Origin of the sequence: Morganella psychrotolerans (genome assembly GCF_001676055.1) — a bacterium.
Taxonomy (GTDB): domain Bacteria; phylum Pseudomonadota; class Gammaproteobacteria; order Enterobacterales; family Enterobacteriaceae; genus Morganella; species Morganella psychrotolerans_B.
Genome location: NZ_LZEX01000002.1, coordinates 160,274 through 184,440, shown reverse-complemented (window position 1 = coordinate 184,440; position 24,167 = coordinate 160,274). Strand labels below are relative to the sequence as shown.

Annotated in this window: 18 protein-coding genes; 13 read left to right on the top strand and 5 right to left on the bottom strand. The window is 48.5% G+C overall.

Features of this window, described 5'->3' with window-relative positions; all coding sequences use genetic code 11:
- Positions 1–193: 193 nt before the first annotated feature.
- From AYY17_RS04260 to AYY17_RS04230, 7 genes are all read left to right on the top strand, one after another.
- On the top strand, positions 194–1,108 hold the full coding sequence (locus AYY17_RS04260) for a Wzz/FepE/Etk N-terminal domain-containing protein (protein ID WP_156656635.1): 915 nt from the start codon (positions 194–196) through the stop codon (positions 1,106–1,108).
- Between the two features lie 95 nt (positions 1,109–1,203).
- A complete protein-coding gene (locus AYY17_RS04255; protein WP_067398979.1) occupies positions 1,204–2,514 on the top strand; it encodes an inosine/guanosine kinase in 1,311 nt (436 codons plus the stop codon).
- 279 nt (positions 2,515–2,793) lie between these two features.
- On the top strand, positions 2,794–4,599 hold the full coding sequence (locus AYY17_RS04250) for a calcium-binding protein (protein ID WP_162271095.1): 1,806 nt from the start codon (positions 2,794–2,796) through the stop codon (positions 4,597–4,599).
- A 264-nt stretch (positions 4,600–4,863) separates the two neighbouring features.
- Positions 4,864–5,862: a 3-oxoacyl-[acyl-carrier-protein] synthase III C-terminal domain-containing protein gene (locus AYY17_RS04245; RefSeq protein WP_156656634.1), complete on the top strand. Its 999-nt coding sequence runs from the start codon at positions 4,864–4,866 to the stop codon at positions 5,860–5,862.
- On the top strand, positions 5,859–6,863 hold the full coding sequence (locus AYY17_RS04240; RefSeq protein ID WP_067421570.1) for an NAD-dependent epimerase/dehydratase family protein: 1,005 nt from the start codon (positions 5,859–5,861) through the stop codon (positions 6,861–6,863). Before AYY17_RS04245 ends, AYY17_RS04240 begins: the two co-directional genes overlap by 4 nt.
- Complete coding sequence (locus AYY17_RS04235) at positions 6,860–7,660, top strand: MBL fold metallo-hydrolase (RefSeq protein WP_067421568.1); 801 nt, start codon at positions 6,860–6,862, stop codon at positions 7,658–7,660. Before AYY17_RS04240 ends, AYY17_RS04235 begins: the two co-directional genes overlap by 4 nt.
- A complete protein-coding gene (locus AYY17_RS04230) occupies positions 7,657–8,934 on the top strand; it encodes a F390 synthetase-related protein (protein ID WP_067421566.1) in 1,278 nt (425 codons plus the stop codon). Before AYY17_RS04235 ends, AYY17_RS04230 begins: the two co-directional genes overlap by 4 nt.
- Before the next feature lie 92 nt (positions 8,935–9,026).
- On the opposite strand, the gene tnpA is transcribed toward AYY17_RS04230, so the two are convergent.
- On the bottom strand, positions 9,027–9,443 hold the full coding sequence (tnpA, locus tag AYY17_RS04225) for an IS200/IS605 family transposase (RefSeq protein WP_067421564.1): 417 nt from the start codon (positions 9,441–9,443) through the stop codon (positions 9,027–9,029).
- Positions 9,444–9,466: 23 nt separating this feature from the next.
- Between tnpA and AYY17_RS04220 the strand changes: the two genes are divergently transcribed.
- From AYY17_RS04220 to AYY17_RS04210, 3 genes are all read left to right on the top strand, one after another.
- The gene (locus tag AYY17_RS04220) at positions 9,467–10,675 is read left to right on the top strand and encodes an RNA-guided endonuclease InsQ/TnpB family protein (RefSeq protein ID WP_067421563.1); all 1,209 of its coding nucleotides are present in this window, start codon (positions 9,467–9,469) and stop codon (positions 10,673–10,675) included.
- 345 nt (positions 10,676–11,020) lie between these two features.
- The gene (locus tag AYY17_RS04215; RefSeq protein ID WP_235845269.1) at positions 11,021–11,431 is read left to right on the top strand and encodes a type VI secretion system amidase effector protein Tae4; all 411 of its coding nucleotides are present in this window, start codon (positions 11,021–11,023) and stop codon (positions 11,429–11,431) included.
- Entirely contained in the window at positions 11,416–11,784 is a 369-nt protein-coding gene (locus AYY17_RS04210) for a T6SS amidase immunity protein Tai4 family protein (protein ID WP_067421560.1), read from the top strand. The genes AYY17_RS04215 and AYY17_RS04210 overlap by 16 nt, the downstream gene beginning before the upstream one ends.
- A gap of 121 nt (positions 11,785–11,905) precedes the next feature.
- Here AYY17_RS04210 and ybaL read toward each other — a convergent pair whose 3' ends face one another.
- Entirely contained in the window at positions 11,906–13,726 is a 1,821-nt protein-coding gene (gene ybaL, locus AYY17_RS04205; protein ID WP_067421558.1) for a YbaL family putative K(+) efflux transporter, read from the bottom strand.
- Between the two features lie 617 nt (positions 13,727–14,343).
- Between ybaL and ushA the strand changes: the two genes are divergently transcribed.
- Both ushA and AYY17_RS04195 read left to right on the top strand, forming a co-directional pair.
- Positions 14,344–16,011, top strand: coding sequence for a bifunctional UDP-sugar hydrolase/5'-nucleotidase UshA (gene ushA / locus AYY17_RS04200; RefSeq protein ID WP_067421589.1), 1,668 nt, complete (start codon positions 14,344–14,346; stop codon positions 16,009–16,011).
- A gap of 284 nt (positions 16,012–16,295) precedes the next feature.
- Entirely contained in the window at positions 16,296–19,070 is a 2,775-nt protein-coding gene (locus AYY17_RS04195) for an RHS repeat protein (RefSeq protein WP_067421557.1), read from the top strand.
- Positions 19,071–19,138: 68 nt separating this feature from the next.
- Here the strand turns inward: AYY17_RS04195 and ybaK are convergent, their stop codons facing one another.
- The 3 genes from ybaK to copA all read right to left on the bottom strand — a co-directional run bounded on the left by ybaK (position 19,139) and on the right by copA (position 23,540).
- Positions 19,139–19,618, bottom strand: coding sequence for a Cys-tRNA(Pro)/Cys-tRNA(Cys) deacylase YbaK (ybaK, locus tag AYY17_RS04190; RefSeq protein WP_067421555.1), 480 nt, complete (start codon positions 19,616–19,618; stop codon positions 19,139–19,141).
- 50 nt (positions 19,619–19,668) lie between these two features.
- Positions 19,669–20,478: a TraB/GumN family protein gene (locus AYY17_RS04185; RefSeq protein WP_067421554.1), complete on the bottom strand. Its 810-nt coding sequence runs from the start codon at positions 20,476–20,478 to the stop codon at positions 19,669–19,671.
- A gap of 317 nt (positions 20,479–20,795) precedes the next feature.
- A complete protein-coding gene (gene copA / locus AYY17_RS04180) occupies positions 20,796–23,540 on the bottom strand; it encodes a copper-exporting P-type ATPase CopA (RefSeq protein ID WP_067421553.1) in 2,745 nt (914 codons plus the stop codon).
- A gap of 140 nt (positions 23,541–23,680) precedes the next feature.
- On the opposite strand from copA, the gene cueR reads away from it, so the two are divergent.
- On the top strand, positions 23,681–24,100 hold the full coding sequence (cueR, locus tag AYY17_RS04175) for a Cu(I)-responsive transcriptional regulator (RefSeq protein WP_067421552.1): 420 nt from the start codon (positions 23,681–23,683) through the stop codon (positions 24,098–24,100).
- Positions 24,101–24,167: the final 67 nt, after the last annotated feature.

Below are 24,167 nucleotides of genomic sequence, written 5' to 3'. Positions count from 1 at the left end.
TGTTGTACGGCGGTAATAATTTAGCCAGTATGGCGGCTTTTCGTTCAGGTGAAATACGTTTCATGTGTCACTCCGCGCCCTCAGGTTTATTTTTCAGAGGGGGTGACAACTATCCTGACACTGAGGGAAACGCAGTACCTAACAATCTCAATATAAACAATGAACTAACCTCTTAGCGTGGTTTTTTGCATCATTGGCCCTCAAACCCCTTATTATAGTGACACTGTTGTTTACGGTTGCCGGGTTTGGTCTGTCAAAATTGCTGCCGCAGAAATGGACAAGTACGGCTGAAATTGCCGCAGTTAATGTCCGCGATATGCCATTGCTAAATAAGCTGCGCCTGCAAATGGATGCACTGAATGTGCCTGCCGTATCGGATTTGCCCGCTGCATTTAATGTACTCAGAACCGTTTGGCAGTCACCGGATATTCAGCAGAATTTTTTGCGGTCAGCGGGTAATCTGACACCATCCGGCGCATTCGCTTTTCAGGGAAAAGAGGCCGATTTACTGATGCCGGCAACAGCCAACGTCTCTTTTACGGCGGATGATCCGCAAACAGCACAGCGTCTGTTGTCAGACTATCTGGATTATACCCGCGACTATAGCCGTACAGTGCAGCAAACTCAGTTACAGGAAAATCTGGATGCGGCACTGAATAAGGGACAAATTGAATACAATGTTGCACTTGTACAGGTTGAACATGAGCGGGATCAGACACTTGCATATCTTAGTATGGCTGAAAAAATAGCCGGAAACAGTCCGGCGGTTGCGCCGCAGAGTACCGCGTCTGATCCGGTCGCAGCCTACAGTGCATTAGGGCGTCCTGCTATTGCTGAGATGAAAAATGCATTGAAAAATATGGATCTATCTAAGGTTAATGCAAGGCTTCAGGATAAAGAGTATGTATTGCAGGTGATTAACAATGTGGATCCCCTCACGCTGGATATTATGCCGTTTTCCGTGAAGGAAGCCCCCGCTCTGCCGGCCGTAAAAGACGGACCGGGAGTTAAAATGTATATCCTGGCTTCTGCATTTTTAGGTTTTATTCTCTCTGTTCTGACCGTTTTTTCATGGAATATGTTCGTTAACCGGAAAAAACCAGCGTAATTTTGGGTTGAGCGGGCATTCATGTGTCAGCCCGCTCACATTCCTGTCAGCTTATGATAAAATGCGCTATCTTTTTCTGGCGCCATTAAATCACTATGAAATTCCCCGGTAGACGTAAATCTAAACACTATTTTCCTGTCAGTCTGCGTGATCCGCTGTTGCAGCCTATCCAAATGATGATGGATGATGAAAATACCCGCGCTTATGTTGTGGGCATTGATCAGACTCTCGTGGATATCGAAGCGAATGTGGATGATGATTTTATCCGTCGTTATCAACTGAGCCGCGGGCATTCTCTGGTGATTGAAGATGATACGGCAGAAGCGCTTTATCGGGAATTGATTGAAAAGTCACTGATTACCCACGAATTTGCGGGTGGAACTATCGGCAACACATTACATAATTACTCTGTTTTAGCGGATGACCGCTCTGTATTGCTGGGCACGATGTGCAGTAATATCCGGATTGGTAGTTATGCGTATTATTACTTATGTAATACATCCAGCCGGATGGATCTTAATTATTTGCAGGGCGTTGATGGTCCTATCGGGCGCTGCTTTACCCTGATTAGTGAAAATGGTGAACGGACATTTGCTATTAGTCCCGGGTTGATGAATCAATTGCGTCCGGAAAATATTCCTGAAGATATTATTGCTGATGCATCAGCTCTGGTACTGACTGCGTACCTGGTTCGTTGTAAGCCGGGTGAGCCGATGCCGGAAGCCACCATGAAAGCCATCGAATATGCAAAAAAACATGATGTCCCGGTCGTTTTGACGCTGGGTACAAAACATGTGATTGCTGAAGATCCGCAGTGGTGGCGTGATTTCCTCGCAGAGAATGTTTCTGTGCTGGCGATGAATGAGGAAGAAGCGCTGGCGCTGACCGGGATTTCTGATCCTCTTCTGGCGTCAGACAAAGCACTCGACTGGGTCGATTTGGTGCTCTGTACCGCAGGACCGGCGGGTTTATATATGGCCGGATATTCTGAGGATGAATTTAAACGCGAAACAACCCATCCGTTATTACCGGGTGGACTGGCTGAATTTAACCGCTATGAATTCAGCCGTGCAATGCGTAAAAAAGATTGCACAGAACCATCACGGGTTTATTCCCATATTGAACCTTATATGGGCGGGCCGGAAAAAATAATGAATACTAACGGTGCCGGAGATGGTGCATTATCTGCATTACTTCATGATATTACTGCAAATAGCTATCATCGGATGAATATACCTAATTCGGCTAAACATCAGCGCCGCTATCTGACATATTCTTCTTTAGCTCAGGTATGCCGGTATGCTAACCGCGTCAGTTATCAGGTACTTATTCAGCATTCACCGCGCCTGACTAAGGGATTACCGGAACGGGAAGACAGCCTGGAAGAGTCCTATTGGGAACGGTAATATTTTAATTACCCATACATTATAATCAGCCTGCATCTGTAGCAGGCTTTTTTATTTCCGGGTATTAATACTTAATTTTGTGATAATAAATAACAATCCTTATTTTAGGGTTAGTTTAATTGCCATTACTCAATATTTGAACTACATTAACACCGGTTTAAATATGAACAGGTAATTGTGGCAAGGAATAAACTCAAGGAATGAAATATGATATTTAATTATAAGAACTATACAACGCAAGAATCAATAGATTTAATGATGACGGCTAAGAAAATTGCTATGTATGATAACTTGCATACTCAGCTTGGTTTTTTCCCTGTGGCGAAAGTAATTACACATATACTTGAACCATTATCCGATGCATTCAATTGGATGCCCAGTAAAATGGACATTGGTATTCCTGCCGGATGGCGTGAGTTAAAGCCCGCTGAGCTGAACCTGCCGAATAGTGCCATGGATCGCTTTGGTTTTTATAAAGTAAGCAGTCCGGTAACGGGTAAGATTATTCCGTCTCAGGGATTACAATCCCGTATTTTAGGTGAGTTTGATGATCATAATCAGCTGACAAAAATCACACTCACCTGGACCGGAACCAATGACCTTGTTGATCTTATTGATTATACACAATTAAATAACGGAAACATTGCAAAGCATCTTGAGCCTTTGCTGGAAGCCGTTAAAGATCTGGCAATCAAAAATAACTTGTCACCGGAAGATATTATTATCACCGGTAACAGCCTGGGTGCCGGATTGGTGAATGTCAACGCGCAAGCCAGGGAAACGCTGGCCGGCGGGTTCTTTAAAGATTCAAACTATATTGCATTTGCCAGCCCGAATATTCATGATGATGGTTCGGTTCTGAATATTGGTTTTGAAAATGATGCGGTATTCCGTATTGCAGGTGATGCAGATTCATTCTTTGGCGCATTTTTAGGGACTAAACCTTTAGTCGTTAATCCGGACAAAGATTATGAATCTACATTTAATAATATTATTTCGTTTGATGATCCACATTCATTATCTTTATTGGGTGGCGGTAATTATCTGGCGAAATCATTACTTAATATCCCGATTAGCTGGACACCCCATATTATGAATATGGTGACTGACAGTTGGGAGCGGATCGCAACATCCAAATTTTACCCGCTGCTGAATAAAGACAGTGTTGTTGTCATGGATAACTTATCCCAGTTGATGCGCCATACAAAATGGGTGGGGGATATTTATCAGAATACCGGGCACTACGGTAAACCGGCATTTATATTCGGCAATGAATACGGCAATATGCTCAAAGGCAATGATGCAGGTGACTATATTTCTGCCGGAGCTGGTGACGATAAAATTAATCCGGGCTTAGGTGCTGATGTTATTGACGGCGGAACCGGAACAGATACGCTGATGTTGCACGGCTTTGCCAGAGACTGGGATGTTTATAAAGTGAATGATTTTGTGTATTTCCTCCCGAAAGATGGTACCGGGATGAAAAAAATAGAATCCATTGAAAAAGTGGAATTCGCCAAAGAATATTATAAAACCTTTGATGTGAATGCGCATAATCTGAGTTATGAATCCGGTTTTATTTTCAAAACCAAAGAGACAGTACAATATAAAAATGCGGTTGTCGGCACAAACGGTGATGATGATTTAACCGGCAGCGTGGTATTTGGTCTTGGTGGTAATAACACACTGCATGCGCTGAAAATTGCCAGCCTGCTGGTCGGCGGGGAGGCTAATGATATTCTTCTCGGCAATGACGGTAATGACGAACTATACGGCGGGGAAGGTAATGACTTCCTGTATGGCGGAAAAGGTAATGACATCCTGTTTGGTGGTATCGGTAATGATATTTTCCACTTTGATAAAAACAGTGGCGGAAAAACCGATATTATGGATTTAAATCAGTACGCACATGATAAAGACACTGTTCAGTTCACCTCGGATATGTTTAAAGATGTTTGCGATGTATTGCTTCACGCCCGCGATGTAAAAGGAAATGTAGTTATCAGTGATGCACAGAATACCATCACTATTCATGACTACTCGATTGACTTACTGGTTCAGAATCAGGTACTGAGTGTTGTTTAAATGTCTGTGGTTTTAATATCATTAGTCTGAATGTCATTAACAAGCCGGTTAATTATTTCCGGCTTTTTATTTATGGTAGATGAAAGTTACTGTAAATCTTTTAAGTAACATCCTGCTCCGGCAGGATTTTTTTTGTGCTGTACGGTAGAAAATAGTGCTGTTTCAAACATGATTTTTTCATATACGCATTTTCCTATACCATATACGATAATAATTTGGTAAATAAATTAATTAATAACGATAAAAATGAGTAAGGAAATGATGATGTCAGACAACACCGCGCTTGTTCCGCTGAAAATAGTGGCTTCAGGTGTTGCACTACCGGCTGACCGCGTTTTATCGGCTGATCTTGATAAACGTTTCAATAAACGCAGCGGGTATGTGGAAAAACGGGCCGGGATCCGCTGGCGCTATCATGCCGCCCCGTCAGACTGCCAGGCTGTACTGGCGGCGCAAGCCCTGCATCATGCGCTGGCACAGCAGAATATTGCCCCGGCCTCTGTGGATGCCCTGATTTGTGCATCTGCCATCCCGGTTCAGGCACTGCCGTGCAGTGCCGCACATATTCTTGCCTGCTCATCATTGACACCGGGAATTGCTTGTTTTGATGTTAATGCCAGCTGCGTCAGCTATTTATCTGCATTACAAATTGCCGCGGGATTGCTGGCAACAAATCAATATCAGCGTATAGCAATAGTATCAGCTGACCTTGCGTCACGCGGCATTGACTGGACACATGAAGAGTCATCCCTGATTTTCGGCGATGGTGCTGCCTGCACCATTGTTGAGAAAGGCGACGGACACAGCGGTATTCTCTCGTTTCGCCTGGAAACCTACCCCGAAGGCCTGGATATGTGTGAGATCCGCGCCGGGGGAACCCGTTGTAATCCCCGGACCGGCATGAAAGAAGACGATTTTCTGTTTCACATGAAAGGTAAGCCTTTGTTCCGTCTGGCATCATCACTGATTGACGGTTTTATTGATCGCGTGCTGTCACAGGCCGGCATTGCACTATCACAGATTGATACTGTGGTACCGCATCAGGCGAGCCATCTGTCGCTGGAACACATGCGCAAGCGGCTGAAGATCACTGATAAACAGCTTGTGGATATCTATGCCACCCGGGGAAACCAGGTGGCGGCGTCTATTCCGTCAGCGTTGCATGAAGCTATTATTACCGACCGGTTTTACGGCAAATCCGGTGTATTGCTGGTCGGCACAGCGGCCGGGCTGGCACTCTCTGCAATGGTACTGGTGCCGTGAGAATTTTAGTCACGGGAGCAACCAGCGGGCTGGGACGCAACGCAGCAGAAACGTTACTGCGGGAAGGGCATGAGGTTGTCGCCTGTGGACGCGACAGGGCCGTGGGTGCCTTACTGACGGCAGCCGGAGCCATTTTCCGTCCGGCGGATCTGCGCACACTGACCCCGGAAACGGCGTTAACACTGATGGCGGACTGTCAGGCCGTCTGGCACTGTGCGGCACTTTCTGCCCCCTGGGGTGACAGGGAAGAATTTGAGGCGGTAAACCTGATCGCGACCCGGATACTGGCTCAGGCAGCTGCGGACGCCGGTATTGTGCGGTTTGTGCATATCTCCACCCCGGCAATCTATTTTAACTTTACGCATCAGCAGGATATCCGTGAATCGGTGGTGAATCACCGGTTTGCCAATGACTATGCACGGACTAAATATCTGGCAGAGCAGGCGATAGCTGACATTGTACCGGGCTTCCCGGCAACTACCTTTGTGATCCTGCGCCCACGCGGGTTATTCGGTCCTTATGACAGGGTATTGCTGCCGCGCCTGATGGCGCAGGTTCGGGCGCGTAACGGCAGACTGATCCTGCCCGGTGGCGGAAAGAATGCGTTTGATCTGACCTATGTGGAAAATGTGGTACATGCTATGTCGCTGGCGACCACGCAGCCGGTAAAAAGCGGCTCAGTTTATAATATTACTAATCAGGATCCGCAACCGCTTATCACCACGCTGCACGCACTGTTTGCACAGACCGGTACCGAATGCCGGGTAAAATCCGCACCTTTCCCACTGTTGTATGGCCTGGCGTTTTGTCTGGAAAAATTAGCAGGATCAGGAAAAGAGCCGCTGTTGACACGCTATAGTCTGGGCGCGGCGTATTTTACTATGACACTGAATAATGAGCGTGCGCAGAATGAACTGGGATATTATCCGTGTTACACGATGGCGGAAGGGATCGCCCGCACGGCACACTGGCTGAATAATGAAAAACAGGGTGAGTTATGATGAAGATCCGGGTTTTTGAAGCGGGTTACTGCACCCATCCGGGCTGTGTGGCGCTCAAAGGGGCGAGCATGAAAGCCTGTAAATTTCCGGCGCGGGCATGGCTGATTGAGGGGCATGGTCAGCGCTGGTTGTTTGATACCGGTTATGCCGATCATTTTTATGACCATACCCGGCGCGGCGTGATCCGCCTTTACCGAACGGTAACGCCGGTTTATTTTGATGCCAAAGACGCGCTGGTTTCTCAGCTGAAATCTGATGGTATAACGCCTGCTGATATATCAGGGCTTATTATTTCTCATTTTCATGGTGATCACATTGCCGGGCTGCGTGATTTTCCCGGCGTACCCATGATTTGCTCCGGCGACGGCTGGGCGAAAACCCGCCATCTGACAGGATTTTCTGCTCTGCGCAAAGCCTTTGTGCGCGGGCTTATCCCGGATGATTTTGAAACACGTACCCGGTTTTATGAACAGTTTGAGAAGGTGGCTCTTCCGGCTGAGCTGGCAGTTCTCGGAGACGGATACGCGGTTAACCGTGAAAAAACACTGCTGGCGGTGCCGCTGCCGGGACACGCGGCGGGGCATACCGGGTTATGTGTGGCAACAGATGACGGCTGGGTTCTGCTGGCAGGTGATGCGGCGTGGTCACCTGCAAATTACCGTGAACTGCGCGGCCCGATGGCGATTGCCAATCTGATTATGGATGATAGCCGCGCTTATTATGAGACACTGAATAAACTGCATCAGATAGATAACCGTCAGATCCCGATACAGCTCTGCCATGAAGGTGATTTGTGAGTCTGCTGAAAACACTGTGGTATTACCACCGGGCACGAAAACGGCAGTTCCGGGATCGCGTGGCGCTGGAACGGCATCAACAGCGGATGCTGTCACGCTTCATCCGCTGCGTTCTGTCCCGCAGCCCCTATTTCTCGCCTTATTGTTCTCTGCCGTTGGCACAGTGGCCTGAGATGGATAAGGCACTGATGATGAAACATTTTGATCAGATGAACACCGCCGGGCTGAAAGTGGATGAATTGCTTGAATGTGCGCGGTGCAGTGAATCCTCGCGGAACTTTTCACCGACGGTCGGGCAGTTCAGTGTCGGGCTGTCATCAGGAACTTCCGGGCGGCGCGGTGTGTTTGTCGTCAGCCCGCAGGAGCAGGCGGTCTGGGCGGGAACCATGCTGGCAAAAATGCTGCCGGACGGTTTATTTGCCGGTGAGCGTGTCGCGTTATGTCTGCGTGCGAACAATAATCTCTATGAAAGTGTAAACAGCCGATGGCTCTCTTTCCGGTTTTATGACCTGCTGGGGGATTTTGAGGACAATCTGAATGCCCTGGTGGCGTATCAGCCTTCTGTTATTGTGGCACCGGCGCAGGTTCTGGCAGAGATTGCGCGGCGGAAAATAAAAGGTGAGAGCTCACTGTCACCAAAGCGGGTGATTTCAGTGGCGGAAGTGCTTGAGTCAGATGATAACGCCTTGTTACAACAGGCATTTGATGATGTCGGGGAAGTCTACCAGGCAACGGAAGGATTTCTTGGCTGTACGTGTGAGCATGGCACTCTGCATCTGAATGAAGCCTTTTTGTATATTGAGAAAGAGTGGCTGGATGAACGCCGCTTTTCGCCGGTGATCACTGATTTTACCCGTAAAACGCAGCCGATTGTCCGCTACCGGCTGGATGATGTGTTAGTTATCCGTGACACGCCGTGTCCGTGCGGGGATGTGCAAACCGCTATTGAGCGCATTGAAGGGCGTTGTGATGACCAGTTATTGCTGGCTGATGTGCAAAACCGACCCGTCAGGTTGTTTGCGGATGCCTGTAATCGCATAATCTGTAACGCATTACCGGCAGAAACGGATTTTCGTCTGCATCAGAAAGGGCGGGTGTTCAGGTTATCTGCGCAGTGTGACAGAGCGGAGCTTCAGGTGTGTCAGCAAGCACTTACCCGCTATTTTGAGCAGCAGGGTGCGGATACTTCCGGGTTGCAGTGGCAGTTATTGCCTGAATTACCTTCTGTAACAATGTCAGTCAAGCGTCGGCGGATCACGCGGGAGCCTGAATGAGCAGCTCTCAGGAAATCTCTCACCGGTTTTTTTATCCAGTGCGCCGTAAAACCTCGTCCTTCAGGGCGGGGATATAAGGCGCGGTCTTCCACCTAACTTGGTGTTTGCTGTTGTTCAATGTATTGCCGGATGATGGATATTGGCGCACCTCCACAACTACTGGCAAAGTAGCCTGGAGTCCACAGAACGCCTTTGTAGTAATACCTGGCTGCTAAATCCGGTCGATCACGGCGGAGTAAGCGACTGGAGACCCCTTTCAGGCTATTCACCAGATTCGACACTGCTAATTTTGGTGGATAGTTGATCATCAGGTGAACATGATCGTTTTCACCATCCATCTCAACCAGCTCAACGTCAAAATCAGCGCATACGCTGGAAAAGTAGCTGCGTAGCTTCTCAATAGCATCCTGATCAAATACTCTGCGTCGATACTTGGTAACAAAGACCAAGTGAACATGCATCAGGAAAATACAATGTCTGCCCCGACGAATATCAATTTCTTTTGTCATAGGCCAATAGTATAATTGCAGAAATGAAACGACTACAAGCCTTTAAATTCCGGTTAAGACCAAATGGTCAGCAAGAGCGTGATATGCGGCGCTTCGCCGGGGCTTGTCGTTTTGTATTCAACAAATCACTGGCGTTGCAGAATGAAAACCATGAGGCAGGGAACAAATATCTTGCCTATGTAAAAATGGCCGCGTGGTTGGTTGAGTGGAAAAAAGCACCCGAAACTCAGTGGTTAAAAGAATCGCCCTCTCAGCCTTTGCAACAAGCTTTAAAAGACCTGGAACGCGCCTATAAAAATTTTTTCCGGAAACAAGCTTCATTCCCGCGTTTTAAAAAACGCGGTCAAAGTGATGCATTCCGCTACCCGCAAGGCGTGAAGCTTGATCAGGAAAACAATCGGATATCGTTGCCAAAACTGGGCTGGATTAGCTACCGCAACAGCCGTCAGGTTGTGGGTGAGGTGAAGAATGTCACGGTCAGCCAGTCATGCGGCAAATGGTATATCAGCGTCCAGACAGAATATGAAATAGCAGAACCTTCACACAAATCAACATCAATGGTGGGGCTTGATGCGGGCATAGCAAAACTCGCTACACTATCTGACGGCACCATTTTTGAGCCGGTAAACAGCTTTAAAGCCAATCAGAAGAAACTCGCCAAACTCCAACGTGAAATGAGCCGCAAGGTGCGGTTCAGCAACAACTGGAAGAAGACTAAACGCAAAGTACAAAACCTGCACTCTGATATCGCAAATATCCGTCGCGACTACCTTCATAAAGTCAGCACGACAATCAGCAAAAACCACGCAATGATCGTCATTGAAGACTTGAAGGTTGCCAACATGTCAAAGTCTGCATCAGGTACGGTAAGCCAGCATGGGCGCAACGTCCGTGCAAAATCTGGCTTAAACCGTTCGATATTAGATCAGGGGTGGTACGAACTTCGCCGCCAGCTTGAATACAAACAGCTCTGGCGTGGTGGTCAGGTGCTGGCGATTAATCCAGCCTACACCAGTCAGAAATGCGCCTGCTGTGGTCATACAGCGAGAGAAAACCGCCAGTCACAAAGTCAGTTCGCGTGTCTGGAATGCGGATACAGGGAGAACGCCGATATAAACGGTGCTCGTAATATTTTAGCGGGGGGGCACGCCGCGTTAGCCTGTGGAGAGATGGCAGCTTTAGGCCGCTCGATGAAGCAGGAACCCGCCGAAGTGAGTCAGACTCCGGTCTGAACGCTGTAGGGATCCTCGCCCTTTAGGGCGGGGAGGATGTCAAATGCTGATATTTACATGTCTTGCCTGTAATTACCTTTCTTTAATATAAGTATATATTTACTTCCAATCTGAAAATATTTCCGGGGAATCTGTGAATATACCAATAACTAATTTTGTATAAAATAAAGTATTAATTCGTACGTGTGATTACATTAATTATATAGCGAATCACCTTATTTTATTGGATATTTTTACAGCTATATTTTGTTAAGGTACAATCATGCTTAATACTCATGAAAAGGACTTTTAATATGAATAGGCCGAATTTTTTTTACTATATGGAATAATTTTTCAAAAATTAACGTGAGTGTCAAAGATGTAGGAAGAATAATAGGTGGAAAAGTACAATATAATATTGATCAGGGCATTTTTCAGAATGCTTGTGCTATACGTATGAGTTATGCTCTTAACTACTCTGGCATCACAATCAACAGAAGTCCCCGCTGGGCTACATCGTCAGGAAAAGATAAAAAATGGTATATATTCAAGGTGGCTGATTTAATCAGTTTTATTGAAGCAAATTTAGGAAAGCCTGATATTACTATTAAATCTAATATTGATATAAAATCATTTAAAGATAAAAAAGGGCTCATTGTTTTCAATGTAGGCTGGGATGATGCGACAGGTCATGCCACACTTTGGAATGGCACGGGCTGTTCAGATTCTTGTTACTTCCAACAAGCTAGTGAGGCGATGTTATGGGAATTAAAGTGAATTTAACTCTATTTTCACTATTGACCCTGGTTTTTTCTTCAGTATCAGTGGCACAGGAAAATAAACCACTAAAAAATGCACTGGAAAATTTCACTCTCAGCTATTGCCTGGCTCATAGTGGATTGGGTGAAACACTGCAGCAGGAAGCAAATGCAGCTGTAGGTGCCTATGTTGAAAGGGGGTTATACTCAGCGGACGCTTATGGAGAAGCCGCTGATGTAGCTAAACGTTATCTGGAAAAAACATATAACAGCAAAGATACGAATGTAGATCTGACAGTAATGAAATGCATCGATGCGGCTCAAAGTAAGGAAATTGACGAAATAAAAAATCGCTACTCCGATAATCACTAATTACGATCAGTATGTCACTTCAGATATTTTTTTAATATCAATTGTCCGTCATAACACCGCTCTTACCATGCTAAAAAAGCCCGGACGGTGCCGGGCTGATGGTGTCTGTCTTGTTTATGCGTTATGCGGATGGTTGCGGCGTGCTGTCTGACTGTGTTTCCGGTTCAGGCGTCACTACCGGCGCTTTGCGCAGCATTTCATGCAGTGAACGGCCTTCTTCCGCATTGTCCGGTGCTGCATCTGCTGCCGGATTCACCACAACAGGGCAGCCGAATTCATGATCAGTCTGGTCTTCAACCAGCAGACTGCTCATGGCACGGGCAATTTCAAATTCACCGATAACCACACGGTTTGCGCCGCGCTCCATAATATACGTGCGCTCATCATCATAATGTGCGCGAACAATAATCGTCATATGATCATTCAGCGCGCGGGCTTTTGCCACAATTTCACCGGCCTCATAGCCGTTCGGAATAGTCAGCAGCAGTGAACGGGCGCAATCCGCGCGAGCCAGCTCCAGCACATCAGGTGAAACCGCATTGCCCATCACGGATGCAAAACCGCGTTCTGCCAGTTCTTCAAAGCGGGCGCGGGTATCTTCAATCACAACAACCGGATAGCCTTTATTGTGCAGTTTTTCTGCCAGCATGGAACCGACTCTGCCATAACCGACAATGATAGTATGACCACAGATATTGACCGGAACCTGGGTGATTTCATCCAGTGTTTCTTCTTCCTGCTGCTCTTGTGGTGTTTCTGTTTTTTCCAGATAACGGTCAAGCAGGGTGAATAAGATTGGATTGAGCATAATCGAGACAATCGCCCCGGCTAAAATCAGGTCATTGGCCTGGCGGTTGAGGACTTCCAGTACCACGCCCATTCCGGCCAGGATAAAGGCAAATTCACCGATTTGTGCCAGACTCACCGCAACCGTCAGCGCGGTTCGCCGGTTATGCCCGAACAGGCGTACAAGCAGCATTGCCGCGGCCGATTTACCGACGATAATGATCGCCAGAACACCTAAAATACCCAGCGGATGGTTAATCAGTACCATCGGGTCAAACAGCATCCCGACGGAGACAAAGAACAGAACGGCGAACGCATCACGCAGCGGCAGCGTATCCTGTGCGGCGCGGTGGCTCAGCTCAGACTCGTTCAGCACCATACCGGCGAAGAACGCACCCAGAGCAAATGAGGCCTCAAAGAGTGTAACTGCCGCGTAGGCTATTCCCAGCGCCAGTACCAGTACCGCCAGCGTGAACAGCTCACGGGAGCCGGTTGCGGCGGTTCTGGCGAGTAACCACGGAATAGCACGGCGACCGATGAAAATCATAATCAGAATGAAAGCAACCACTTTACCGATGGTCATCGCCAGACTCATCAGTAATTCAGAGCTGCTGGCGTTCGCTTCAGGGTTATTGATGATGGATGCTGCCGCAGGTAACAGAACCAGGGTCAGAACCATCGCCAGGTCTTCCACAATCAGCCAGCCGATAGCTATCTGACCGCGCTGACTGTCAATCAGCTGCCGCTCTTCCAGGGCGCGCAGCAGCACAACCGTACTGGCGGTGGATAAGCTCAGACCAAAGACAATACCGGTGAACAGTCCCCAGTCAAACAGACTGGCCAGACCCAGCCCCAGAATGGTAGCTACCGCTATCTGACAAATTGCGCCGGGGATAGCAATATTCTTAACCGCCAGCAGATCTTTGAGGGAAAAATGAAGCCCGACGCCGAACATCAGCAAAATAATACCAATTTCAGCAAGTTCCGGTGCCAGAGAGGTATCGGCAACAAATCCCGGTGTAAAAGGTCCGGCCAGGACACCGGCTGCCAGATAACCCACTAATGGCGAAATTTTTAACCGCTGAGCTAACATACCAAATAAATAAGCGAGAACGAGACCACCAACAATTGTTGTAATGAGAGGCGTTGAGTGCACTTTTTCATTCTCCTTTTTAATTCGCAATGTGAATAAATGTGGGTCTATTATAAATATAGTACATGTTTTTGTGACATAAATCGCGTTAAAAATATAAGTAATTATGTAAAAACCGGCTGTTAACAGCAGATACCATTCAGCTTCGCTTATTTTTAGCTTATTCTGCTCTTTATGCTCGGAGTCTTATTGCGGGTTGGCTGTGTTTTTGTTTTTTATTTTTTCTTTATTAACAATGGCTTTATGAAGTTTAATCTTATTTTGACATAACAATAGCCATATTATGTAAATCAGCATGGAAAGGACGTGTCTTGTTGACGTATTTATACGGGTATTACAAAGGTAATGCGTAGGCCGGTATAAAATAAATGCAATTTCCGGTACGGAAAAACCGCACTATTCTTATGATTTATTATTGATATTTAAGGTTTTTTCAGGACGCTGATACCGGTATTGTTACGGTACACTAAATAGCAGAATATTGAGTGAAGTCTCACTTCTTTGTCGGATCTGTCAGAACAGGTATTAAAAATTGTGATTTTTAATCATACTTTCGGCAGGGATCGGCATGCTTTCCGGCTATGTGCCGTTATCATCATTCAGAAACATGGGGAACGACCATGACATTTGCATTTAAAACCACCGCCAGTGCTCTGGCGGTTTCTGTGGCACTTTTTCCGGCACTTGCCGGTGCATGGGAAAAAGATAAAACCTATGATATTACGATTTTACACACTAATGACCATCATGGGCACTTTTGGCAGAATGATCACGGCGAATACGGACTTTCCGCTCAGAAAACGCTGGTAGACGGGATCCGTAAAGAAGTGGAAGAGAAAGGCGGTTCTGTTCTGCTGCTTTCCGGCGGGGATATTAATACCGGGGTACCGGAGTCTGATCTGCAAAATGCCGAGCCGGATTTTAAAGGGATGAATCTGGTGGGGTATGATGCCATGGCGCTGGGTAACCATGAGTTTGATAATCCGCTGGAAACCTTGCGGACTCAGGAAAAATGGGCCACTTTCCCGTTTCTCTCTGCCAATATTTATCAGAAAAGTACCGGCGAACGTTTATTTAAGCCGTATGCGCTGTTTGATAAACAAAGTATAAAAATCGCCGTTATCGGCTTAACAACGGATGATACGGCCAAAATTGGTAATCCGGGCAATTTCCCTGATACTGAATTCCGCGTTCCGGCAGAAGAAGCCAAAAAAGTGGTTGAAAGCCTGCGTGAAACAGAAAAACCGGACATTATCATCGCTGCCACGCACATGGGACATTATGATGATGCCAATCATGGCTCCAATGCCCCGGGAGATGTGGAAATGGCACGCAGTCTGCCGGCCGGGTATCTGGATATGATTGTCGGCGGACACTCTCAGGATCCGGTCTGTATGCAGCCGGAAAACAAAAATTACAAAATTGCAGATTACGTACCCGGTACGCCATGTGCGCCGGATAATCAGAACGGCACCTGGATTGTGCAGGCCCATGAGTGGGGCAAATATGTCGGCCGCGCAGATTTTCAGTTCCGTAACGGGGAATTCACACTCAAACACTATCAGCTCATTCCTGTGAATCTTAAAAAGAAAGTCACAAAAGAAGATGGCACATCAGAGCGTATCTATTACACCAGTGAAATTACTGAAAGCCCGGAAATGCTGAAACTGCTGACGCCGTATCAGGAAAAGGGTGACGAACAGCTGAGCATTAAAGTTGGCTCGGTGGACGGTAAGTTGGAAGGTGACCGTAGTAAAGTCCGTTTTGAACAGACCAGTATGGGTCATCTGCTGCTGGCTGCGCAAAAAGAGCGGGCGAATGCTGATTTTGCCATTATGAGCGGCGGCGGTGTGCGCGATTCTATTGATGCAGGTGATATTACTTACAAAAATGTGCTCAAAGTTCAGCCGTTTGCGAATGAACTGGTGTATGTCGATTTTAAAGGGGCGGAAGTTCTGCCGTATTTACAGGCAGTTGCAAATATGAAGCCGGACTCCGGGGCATATGCGCAGTTTTATAATGTCGGACTGACGCTGAATAAAGACGGGTCAATCAGTAATGTCACTATCGATGGCAAACCGGTCGATCCGACTAAAACCTATCGTATGGCGACACTGAACTTTAATGCTATCGGCGGGGATGGTTATCCGAAACTTGATACGCATCCGGGATATGTCAGTACCGGCTTTGTCGATGCAGAAGTGCTGAAAGGGTATATTGAAGCGCATTCGCCGCTGAAAATGGCAGATTATGAGCCAAAGGGCGAAATCATCTATAAAAACAAATAACGGATTTTAACTGAAATACAACGCCGGGATATTTTCCGGTGTTGTATTTATTTAATAGATAAATTTGATTTTTAAATAGATTTTTCGCATATAACGTCAGGTTATCTGAATTGAAATAATATGTTGTTTTTATTGATATATAAGAAATAAAAAATGAATTTTTCCTTCTTTGCCATTTTTAATCATTTCTCTTTTTCTATCTGTTTATAAAATGGAACAGAATATCTGCAAGTAGTTCATGTTGAACTTGCACTGATATTTATCTCAATAAAAGGAGACTATTTATGAACAGCACAAAAATAGCTGTACACCAGAAAACCCCCACGGTGACAGTGTTAAATAACCGCGGTCATGTCATTCGTGATATCGCTTATCACCGCCATCCGGATTCACTGACGACAACAGATGAACGTATTACCCGCCATCAGTATGATGCGCGCGGTTTTCAGCTAAGCAGCACTGACCCGCGCCTGAGCGACGCCAAACGGACAAATTTCCGCTATCTCACCTCACTGTCCGGGCAGGTGCTGCGCACGGAAAGCTGTGATGCCGGCACCTCGCTGGCATTGAGTGATGCGGCAGGGCGGCCGATGATCGCGGTCAGTCAGATTAGCACGGATGAAAACGGGAAGGATGACCTGAGCCGTGGCGTAACGCACACCTTTCAGTACGAAGGCAGCAGTTCAGCCGGGCGCCCGCTGAGTATCACGGAGCAGTTGGCAGGTCATGATGCATTGATTACGGAGCGGTTTATCTATGGGGATAACAGTCAGGCAGCAAAAGACAAAAACCTGGCAGGTGTCTGCACTCATCATTATGATCCCGCAGGACTGACACAGACAGAGAGCATCGCGCTGACCGGCGTTCCGCTGTCAGTCACCCGTCAGTTGCTGAAAGAGGCGGATAATCCGGATCTGTCCGTAAACTGGCCGGAAAACAACCCTGATGCGTTATTGTCAGCGGAAAAACACACCACACAGACTATCGCGGATGCTACCGGAGCGGTACTGATTACCACAGATTCGGCAGGTCATCAGCAGAAGGTCACGTATGATATCGCTGGGTTGCTGCGTACCAGTCGCATTATCCTCAAAAATGGTACGGAAAAAATCATAATTAAATCGGTTGATTACTCTGCCGCCGGACAAAAGCTGCGTGAAGAGCACGGTAACGGCGTAGTGACCACGTACACCTATGAACCGCAGACACAGCGGCTGATCGCGATAAAAACAGAACATCCGGCGAAGAAAAAAGTATTGCAGGATCTGCGCTATGAGTATGATCCGGTCGGCAATGTGTTATCTGTGACCAATGACGCCGAAGAGACGCGCTTCTGGCATAATCAGAAAGTGGTGCCGAAAAATACCTATATCTATGACAGCTTGTACCAGCTGGTCAGCGCCGGCGGGCGCGAGATGGCAAATGCCGGACAGCAAAGTAGTTCCCTCCCTGATAGTTCCACGTTTGATAAAGCCACTTACACCAATTACACCCGCAATTACACCTATGATCGTGCCGGTAATATGACACAGATCCGCCACTCAGCACCCACTACCGCGAACAATTACACCACTGAAATCACGGTCAGTAACCGCAGCAATCACGCGGTATTAAAAACACTGGCAGCCACACCGGACAAAGTGGATGCGCTGTTTACCCCGGGCGGACAGCAGACTCAATTGATGCCGGGACAGACGCTGGCGTGGACAGCACGGGCCGAGCTGCACAACGTGATGCCGGTGACGCGCAAGGGCGCTGCCGGTGACAGTGAAAGCTACTGTTACGGCGCAGACAGTCAGCGCATCTTAAAAATCTCGGTACAAAAAACCGGTAACAGTACACAGACACAGCGGGTGATTTATCTGCCGGGTCTGGAATTACGCACGGGAACTGAGGATTATCAGGTGATTTGCGCGGGTGCATCCGGGCGTGCGCAGGTGCGGTATCTGCATTGGGCGGATGGCAAAAAAGATCATCTGCGCTTCAGTTATGACAATCTTATCGGCAGCAGCGGACTGGAAACAGACGGCGACGGCAATCAGCTGAGTCAGGAGGAATATTATCCGTTTGGCGGCACAGCGGTACTGGTCGCTCGCCCTGATGCAGGAATTGATTACAAAACTCATCGTTATTCCGGCAAAGAGCGGGATGCAACCGGGCTGTATTATTACGGCTACCGCTATTATCAGCCATGGGCAGGCCGCTGGCTGAGTTCAGACCCTGCGGGCACAGTTGACGGGTTGAATTTGTTCCGGATGGTGAGAAATAACCCGGTGACGCTTTATGATAATGACGGGCTTGCGCCTGAGGCACCAAAATCCTTAAGGCAACTGGCAAAAGATGCTACAAAAGATTTCAGGCGTTATACAACAAAAGATGTTCAGGCCTATATGGGGGGAATAGGAGAACTGGGCGGACATGCTTTTGCTGCTGCTCATGAGGAAACGGAAATCCAGATTGATAAAATGAGCAAAAAACAGCGGGGGACTGAATTCGGAGTGACGCTCGATAAGATGTCCTCGATAATAACGAAGAAGGTAAGTAGTTATAAACCCGCAAATAGTTATGATGCAGAACCTGCCCCGGTTTCTGCAAAAGACAGAAGCGGATTGATTGGTGTTCCGGTTTATGGTTCAGCAGACAAATTTTCTGCTCCGCTGGAGCGGGATATCAATAAAAACGAAATTATTTATAGAACCATATCGGAAGAACATTACAGCAAATTGGTTGATACCGGAACATTATCGGCCACAACCGAAACCTCTGTCAGTCCTGCACTGGCGTATTCTGAAAAATATAGTGGTGTATTGGTCCGTTTTACAATGAAAGAAGGGACAATTGCTAAGCTGACTGATATCGGGGGTGCAGTAAATGATCCGGCCGGAAAACGTCTGGGGCTGGAGCAGCTGGGATCAGGATGGAGTGGGCATAGGGCTGGTTTTAAAACAGAAGGTAATCAGATGACTATCCATCTGGGTAAAGGGACAGGACTGGATATTTTTAATAATAATATTGTGACTTATAACCGGATGAAAAAAATGGAGAAAATCGCAGCATAATTTATAAATGCGATATTCACGCAGGTAACAACCGGGTTTCCGCCTGTTACTTGCGTGATGACTTCTTCTCAATCCCGCTTTGCCACCGGCACAAATTTCCCGTCCAGAACCTTAGCTAAATCCTGCGGAGCGAGTTCGATATCCAGACCGCGCTTGCCGCCGGACACAAAAATGGTGGCAAACTCCTGAGCACCTTCATCAATCAATGTCGGCAGGCGCTTTTTCTGTCCCAGCGGGCTGATACCACCGAGCAGGTAACCGGTCACTTTCTGTGCATTTACCGGATCCGCCATTTCGGCTTTTTTCGCTCCCAATGCTTTGGCAACCGCTTTTAAATCAAGCTGTTCTGATACCGGCGTAACGGCGACGGCGAGGTGTTTATTATCACCATTGAGTGCTACCAGCAGGGTTTTATACACCTGACGGGCATCAAGATTGAGTTTGCGGACCGCTTCATCACCGAAATTATGGTCATTCGGATCGTGTTCATACGGATGCAGCGTGAATGTAATCCGGTTTTTTTCCAGGAGTTTTACAGCCGGTGTCATAGTATTTCCTTGCTGATAATTCAGACGGCAGAGTCACAAGGCCTGCCAGTTTAGCACAAAATTGACGGCAGATTATGCTCGCCGTACAGATGCAGCGCACCCACCGCCACTACATAATTTCCGGGCGGCAGCTGATTCAGGCGGGTTTTCCATGCATCATTGCGGCTTATCATCAGATGCTGATAAGTCAGCTCACTGAAGGTCTCCGGCAGCGGCTGCGCCGTTTTTTCCGGCTGGTAATCCAGCCACCAGCCAAGCATGATTTGCAGGGCGCGGGCGTTGTCATGCCAGTAGGTCAGTGTGTCTTCCAGCAGGCTCATGCCTTCATCCGGAAAATTGAGCAGCATCTGCATCTGAGACTGCGTGCCTTCCAGCTCAAACACCGGGATATTCTGCCCGTGTGCCGCGTTCAGCATCTGATAATCAATCCCGTAATGCGGACGCAGCCCGAGATTTTGTGCCTGGGTGGATTGCAGGATCAGCGCGATTTGCCAGGCGGGCAGGGTATCCAGTGTTTCTGTTGGCTGGCGCTGTTCTTCACAATAGCGGCGATAATCATCGCACAACGCCTCTGGTAAGCGCTCACTCACGGGGCGGCGTATATATTCCGGGTCCTGCCCGGGAAATGACGGTGCGGGTTGCGTGATATCGGCTTCCACAATCAGACCATCGGCATGCGCAATTTTTTTCAGCAGCGGGCCGGGCAGCGGGGACATATTTTCCGATCCCATGTGGATAGTGCCGACCAGATGGAGCGCAATGCCTCCCGGCAGCGTGATATCAACGGCGGGCCAGGTATAAGCTCCCTGCGGATCTGATGAAAGCAGGTATTCTTTCAGCCGGCGGAACAATTTTTTCATGACGACTCCTGTCGTGACTCATTCCCTTAGTTGACTGCAATCGCAACAAATTTTCAACCCTGATTAATAATATATGATTAATTAGTAAGAAAAAAATAAGGAAGTGAATAATTCACTCCCTTATTAATTTATACCCAACGTCATTCAAGATGCAGCCAACGAACCTGCGGTTTGAATGAGTAAGGTATATACCCAAAGTCATTCAAGATGCAGGCAGGCGGCAAGGGAAGCTAGACGGGGAGCATAGTAAACTATGTGACCCGGCTAGCTGAGTGCAGCCAACGAACCTGCGGTTTGAATGAATAAGGGTATCGTTATTAATCTTTAGGCTTAAACCTCAGCAACCGGTTCGCATTACTGACCACGGTAATGGAAGAGAGCGCCATTGCCGCGCCCGCAACCACCGGGTTGAGCAGTGTGCCGGTGAACGGAAAGAGTACCCCCGCCGCGATCGGTATCCCCAGCGAGTTATACACAAAGGCACCCAGCAGGTTCTGCTTCATATTGCGCAGTGTCCCTTTTGAGATAGCCACGGCATCTGCCACACCATGCAAACTGTGGCGCATCAGGGTTATCGCAGCGGTTTCAATGGCGATATCACTGCCGCCGCCCATGGCGATCCCCACATCTGCACGCGCCAGTGCCGGTGCATCATTAATGCCGTCCCCGACCATCGCCACTCTCTGTCCGGCCTGCTGCAATTTTTCAATTGCGGCGGATTTACCGTCCGGCAGCACACCGGCGATCACGTCATCAATACCGGCTTCTTTTGCGATAGCCCGGGCGGTGATTTCATTATCTCCGGTCAGCATGACCAGGCGGTATCCCTGTTTACGCAGCCGCGCCAGGGCGCTGATACTGTCTTCCCGCAATGGGTCGCGGATGGAGAGAACAGCGGCGATTTTTCCGTCTGCCGCCAGCATCACCGGGGTCACGCCTTTACCGGCCTGCGACTGAACCAGTGCATCGGCTTGTGCGGTGGTCGCGATATTCTGTGCGTTCATTAGTGCATGGTTACCAAGCAGCAGAGTCCGGCCTTCTGACTCCCCGCTGATCCCCATACCTGCGAGCGTGCGGAACTGCGTGACAGACGGTACAGAGAGGTCGTTTGCCCGTGTGGTAATAGCACGTGCCAGCGGGTGATTGGAGCCGCTTTCCAGCGCGGCAGCCCAGCGCAGTACATCCTCTTCACTGTAACCATTAAAAATATGAATATCAGTAACCTGCGGCATTCCCTCTGTCAGTGTCCCGGTTTTATCGAAAACGATAGTATCCAGGTTACTGGCCTGTTGCAGTGCATCTGCATCCCGTACCAGCACGCCAAACTCAGCCGCACGTCCGACACCGGAGATTATTGACATCGGTGTTGCCAGACCCAGCGCACACGGACAGGCGATAATCAGCACTGTGGTAATAATGACTAATGCATAAGTTATCTGCGGCGCAGGACCAAAGACATACCAGACGGCACCGGCGATCAGCGCGATCACCACCACAACCGGCACAAATACCGCTGAGATTTTATCGGCTAACTGACCAATCTCCGGTTTGCTGCTCTGTGCCTGACGTACCAGTTTGATGATGCGCGCCAGTGTGGTTTTGCTGCCGACAGCTGCCGCCCGGAACAGTACCGTACCGTCCTGCACGGTTGTTCCGGCGGAAACTGAATCACCAATAGTTTTCTGCTGCGGGACAGGTTCTCCGGTCAGCATGGCTTCATCCATCCACACTTCGCCCTGTGTTATCTCACCATCGACCGGCACCCGGTCACCGGTGGTCAGACGCAGGATCATACCCGGCTGAACCTCTGCCAGCGGCAGATCTCTCTCACCTTCCGGCGTGACAACGCGAGCGGTCGGCGGGGTCAGATCCAAAAGCCGCTCCAGTGCTTTTGATGAGCGCTGACGGGCGCGCTGTTCCAGCATATGACCCAGGTTTATCAGACCGATAATCATGGCACTGGCTTCGTAATAAAGATGACGTGCCTGTGGCGGAAAGACATCCGGCCACAGATTGACAGTAATAGAGTAAAGCCAGGCGGCCCCGGTGCCGAGTGTGACTAAGGTATCCATTGTCGCACTGCGGTTTTTCAGTGATTGCCAGGCGCTGCGGTAGAAATGCCCGCCTGCGGTGACCATCACCGCCAGCGTCAGCACGCCAATGGTGAGCCAAATCCCGTTGTTGGCGGGTGTCAGCATCATATTGTCGCCGATCATACCCCAGATCATCACCGGAACACCCACAGCCAGAGCCACAATAGCCTGCCAGCGGAAGCGTTTCATATTTGCGACGGCCACTTCCTGCTGACGCTCACGGCGCTTGATATCATCCTGAATCAGTTCTGCGCCGTAACCGGCTTTCACCACCGCTGCGACCAGCGCATCAGGTGAAGCGTGCCCGGTGACCAGCGCACTGCGCTCTGCCAGATTAACGCGGACGTTTTCCACGCCGTCCACACTGAGCAGGGCTTTATTCACTTTACTGACACAACTGGCACAGGTCATGCCGTCGAGCAAAAACGACAGGCTTTCATCGTCATCTGAAATATCCGGCATTACCGGGGTGTTCTCCGGGATGGCAGGGATCTCGCAATGTGCCGCCGACACCGTCTCATCCGAAGATGTGACCGGTGTCAGCGGTTCAGTTTTTGGGGGCTGGTTTTCTCCTGCTACCGCTGCCTGAAAACCGGCGGCTTCCACCGCACTTATCAGCAGCTGCGCATCTGCGCTGCCATATACTTTGGCTTCTTTGGTATCGACAACGGCGGCGGCAACACCTTCAACCGCTTCTAATGCACTTTGCGTTTTCGCTGCACATTTCATACAATTGAGCCCTGAAAGCTGCAAAATTGTACCGGGATGCTCTGCCACCTGTGCTTCATAGCCGGCATCTTCGATTGCGCTGATAAGCGATTGCGGATCTGCATCACCGGTGACTTTGGCAAATTCAAGGGTGACAACGGCGGATTCAACATCCGGACGGGCGTCCAGCACTTTTTTCACACTGCCGACGCAATGCATACAGGTGAGTCCCTGTAATGCAAGAATAGTCGTATTAGCCATCTTTTTTTCCTTAACTGTTTCGCATCATCACACCGTATTTAATCCGGGGTGACAGAGAAAAAAATTCCGTTCGGGGGAATGGGAATTTTGATTTAAGATGATGGTAAACCTTCCTTCAAGGGTAAGGTCAAGGAGAAATTATGAATATCAGTGATATTGCACAAAAAACGGGTTTAACGCCGAAAGCTATCCGTTTTTACGAAGATAAATCTTTGATAACACCCCCGGATCGGGGTGAGAACGGCTACCGCTATTTCAGTGAGCGTCATCTGGATGAGCTGACATTGCTGCGTCAGGCGAAAGAAGTGGGGTTCACTCTCGATGAGTGCCGCGAACTGCTGGCACTGTTTCGTAATCCGAATCGCCATGCCGCAGATGTGAAATCAGCTACTCTGGGTAAAGTGAAGCAGATTGAAAAAACCATTACCGAACTGAGTGCTATCCGTGACCGCCTGCTGCAACTGGCGGAATCCTGCCCGGGTGATGACAGTGCGGATTGTCCGATTATTGACCACCTGTCCGGCGGTTGCCGCCACAGCAAACCCACCTGCCATAAGTAATATTCTCTTCAGTGCGTCTGCCGGTCCCGGCGGACGCCTTTTTTACCTGAAACAGTTAAGTTTTACT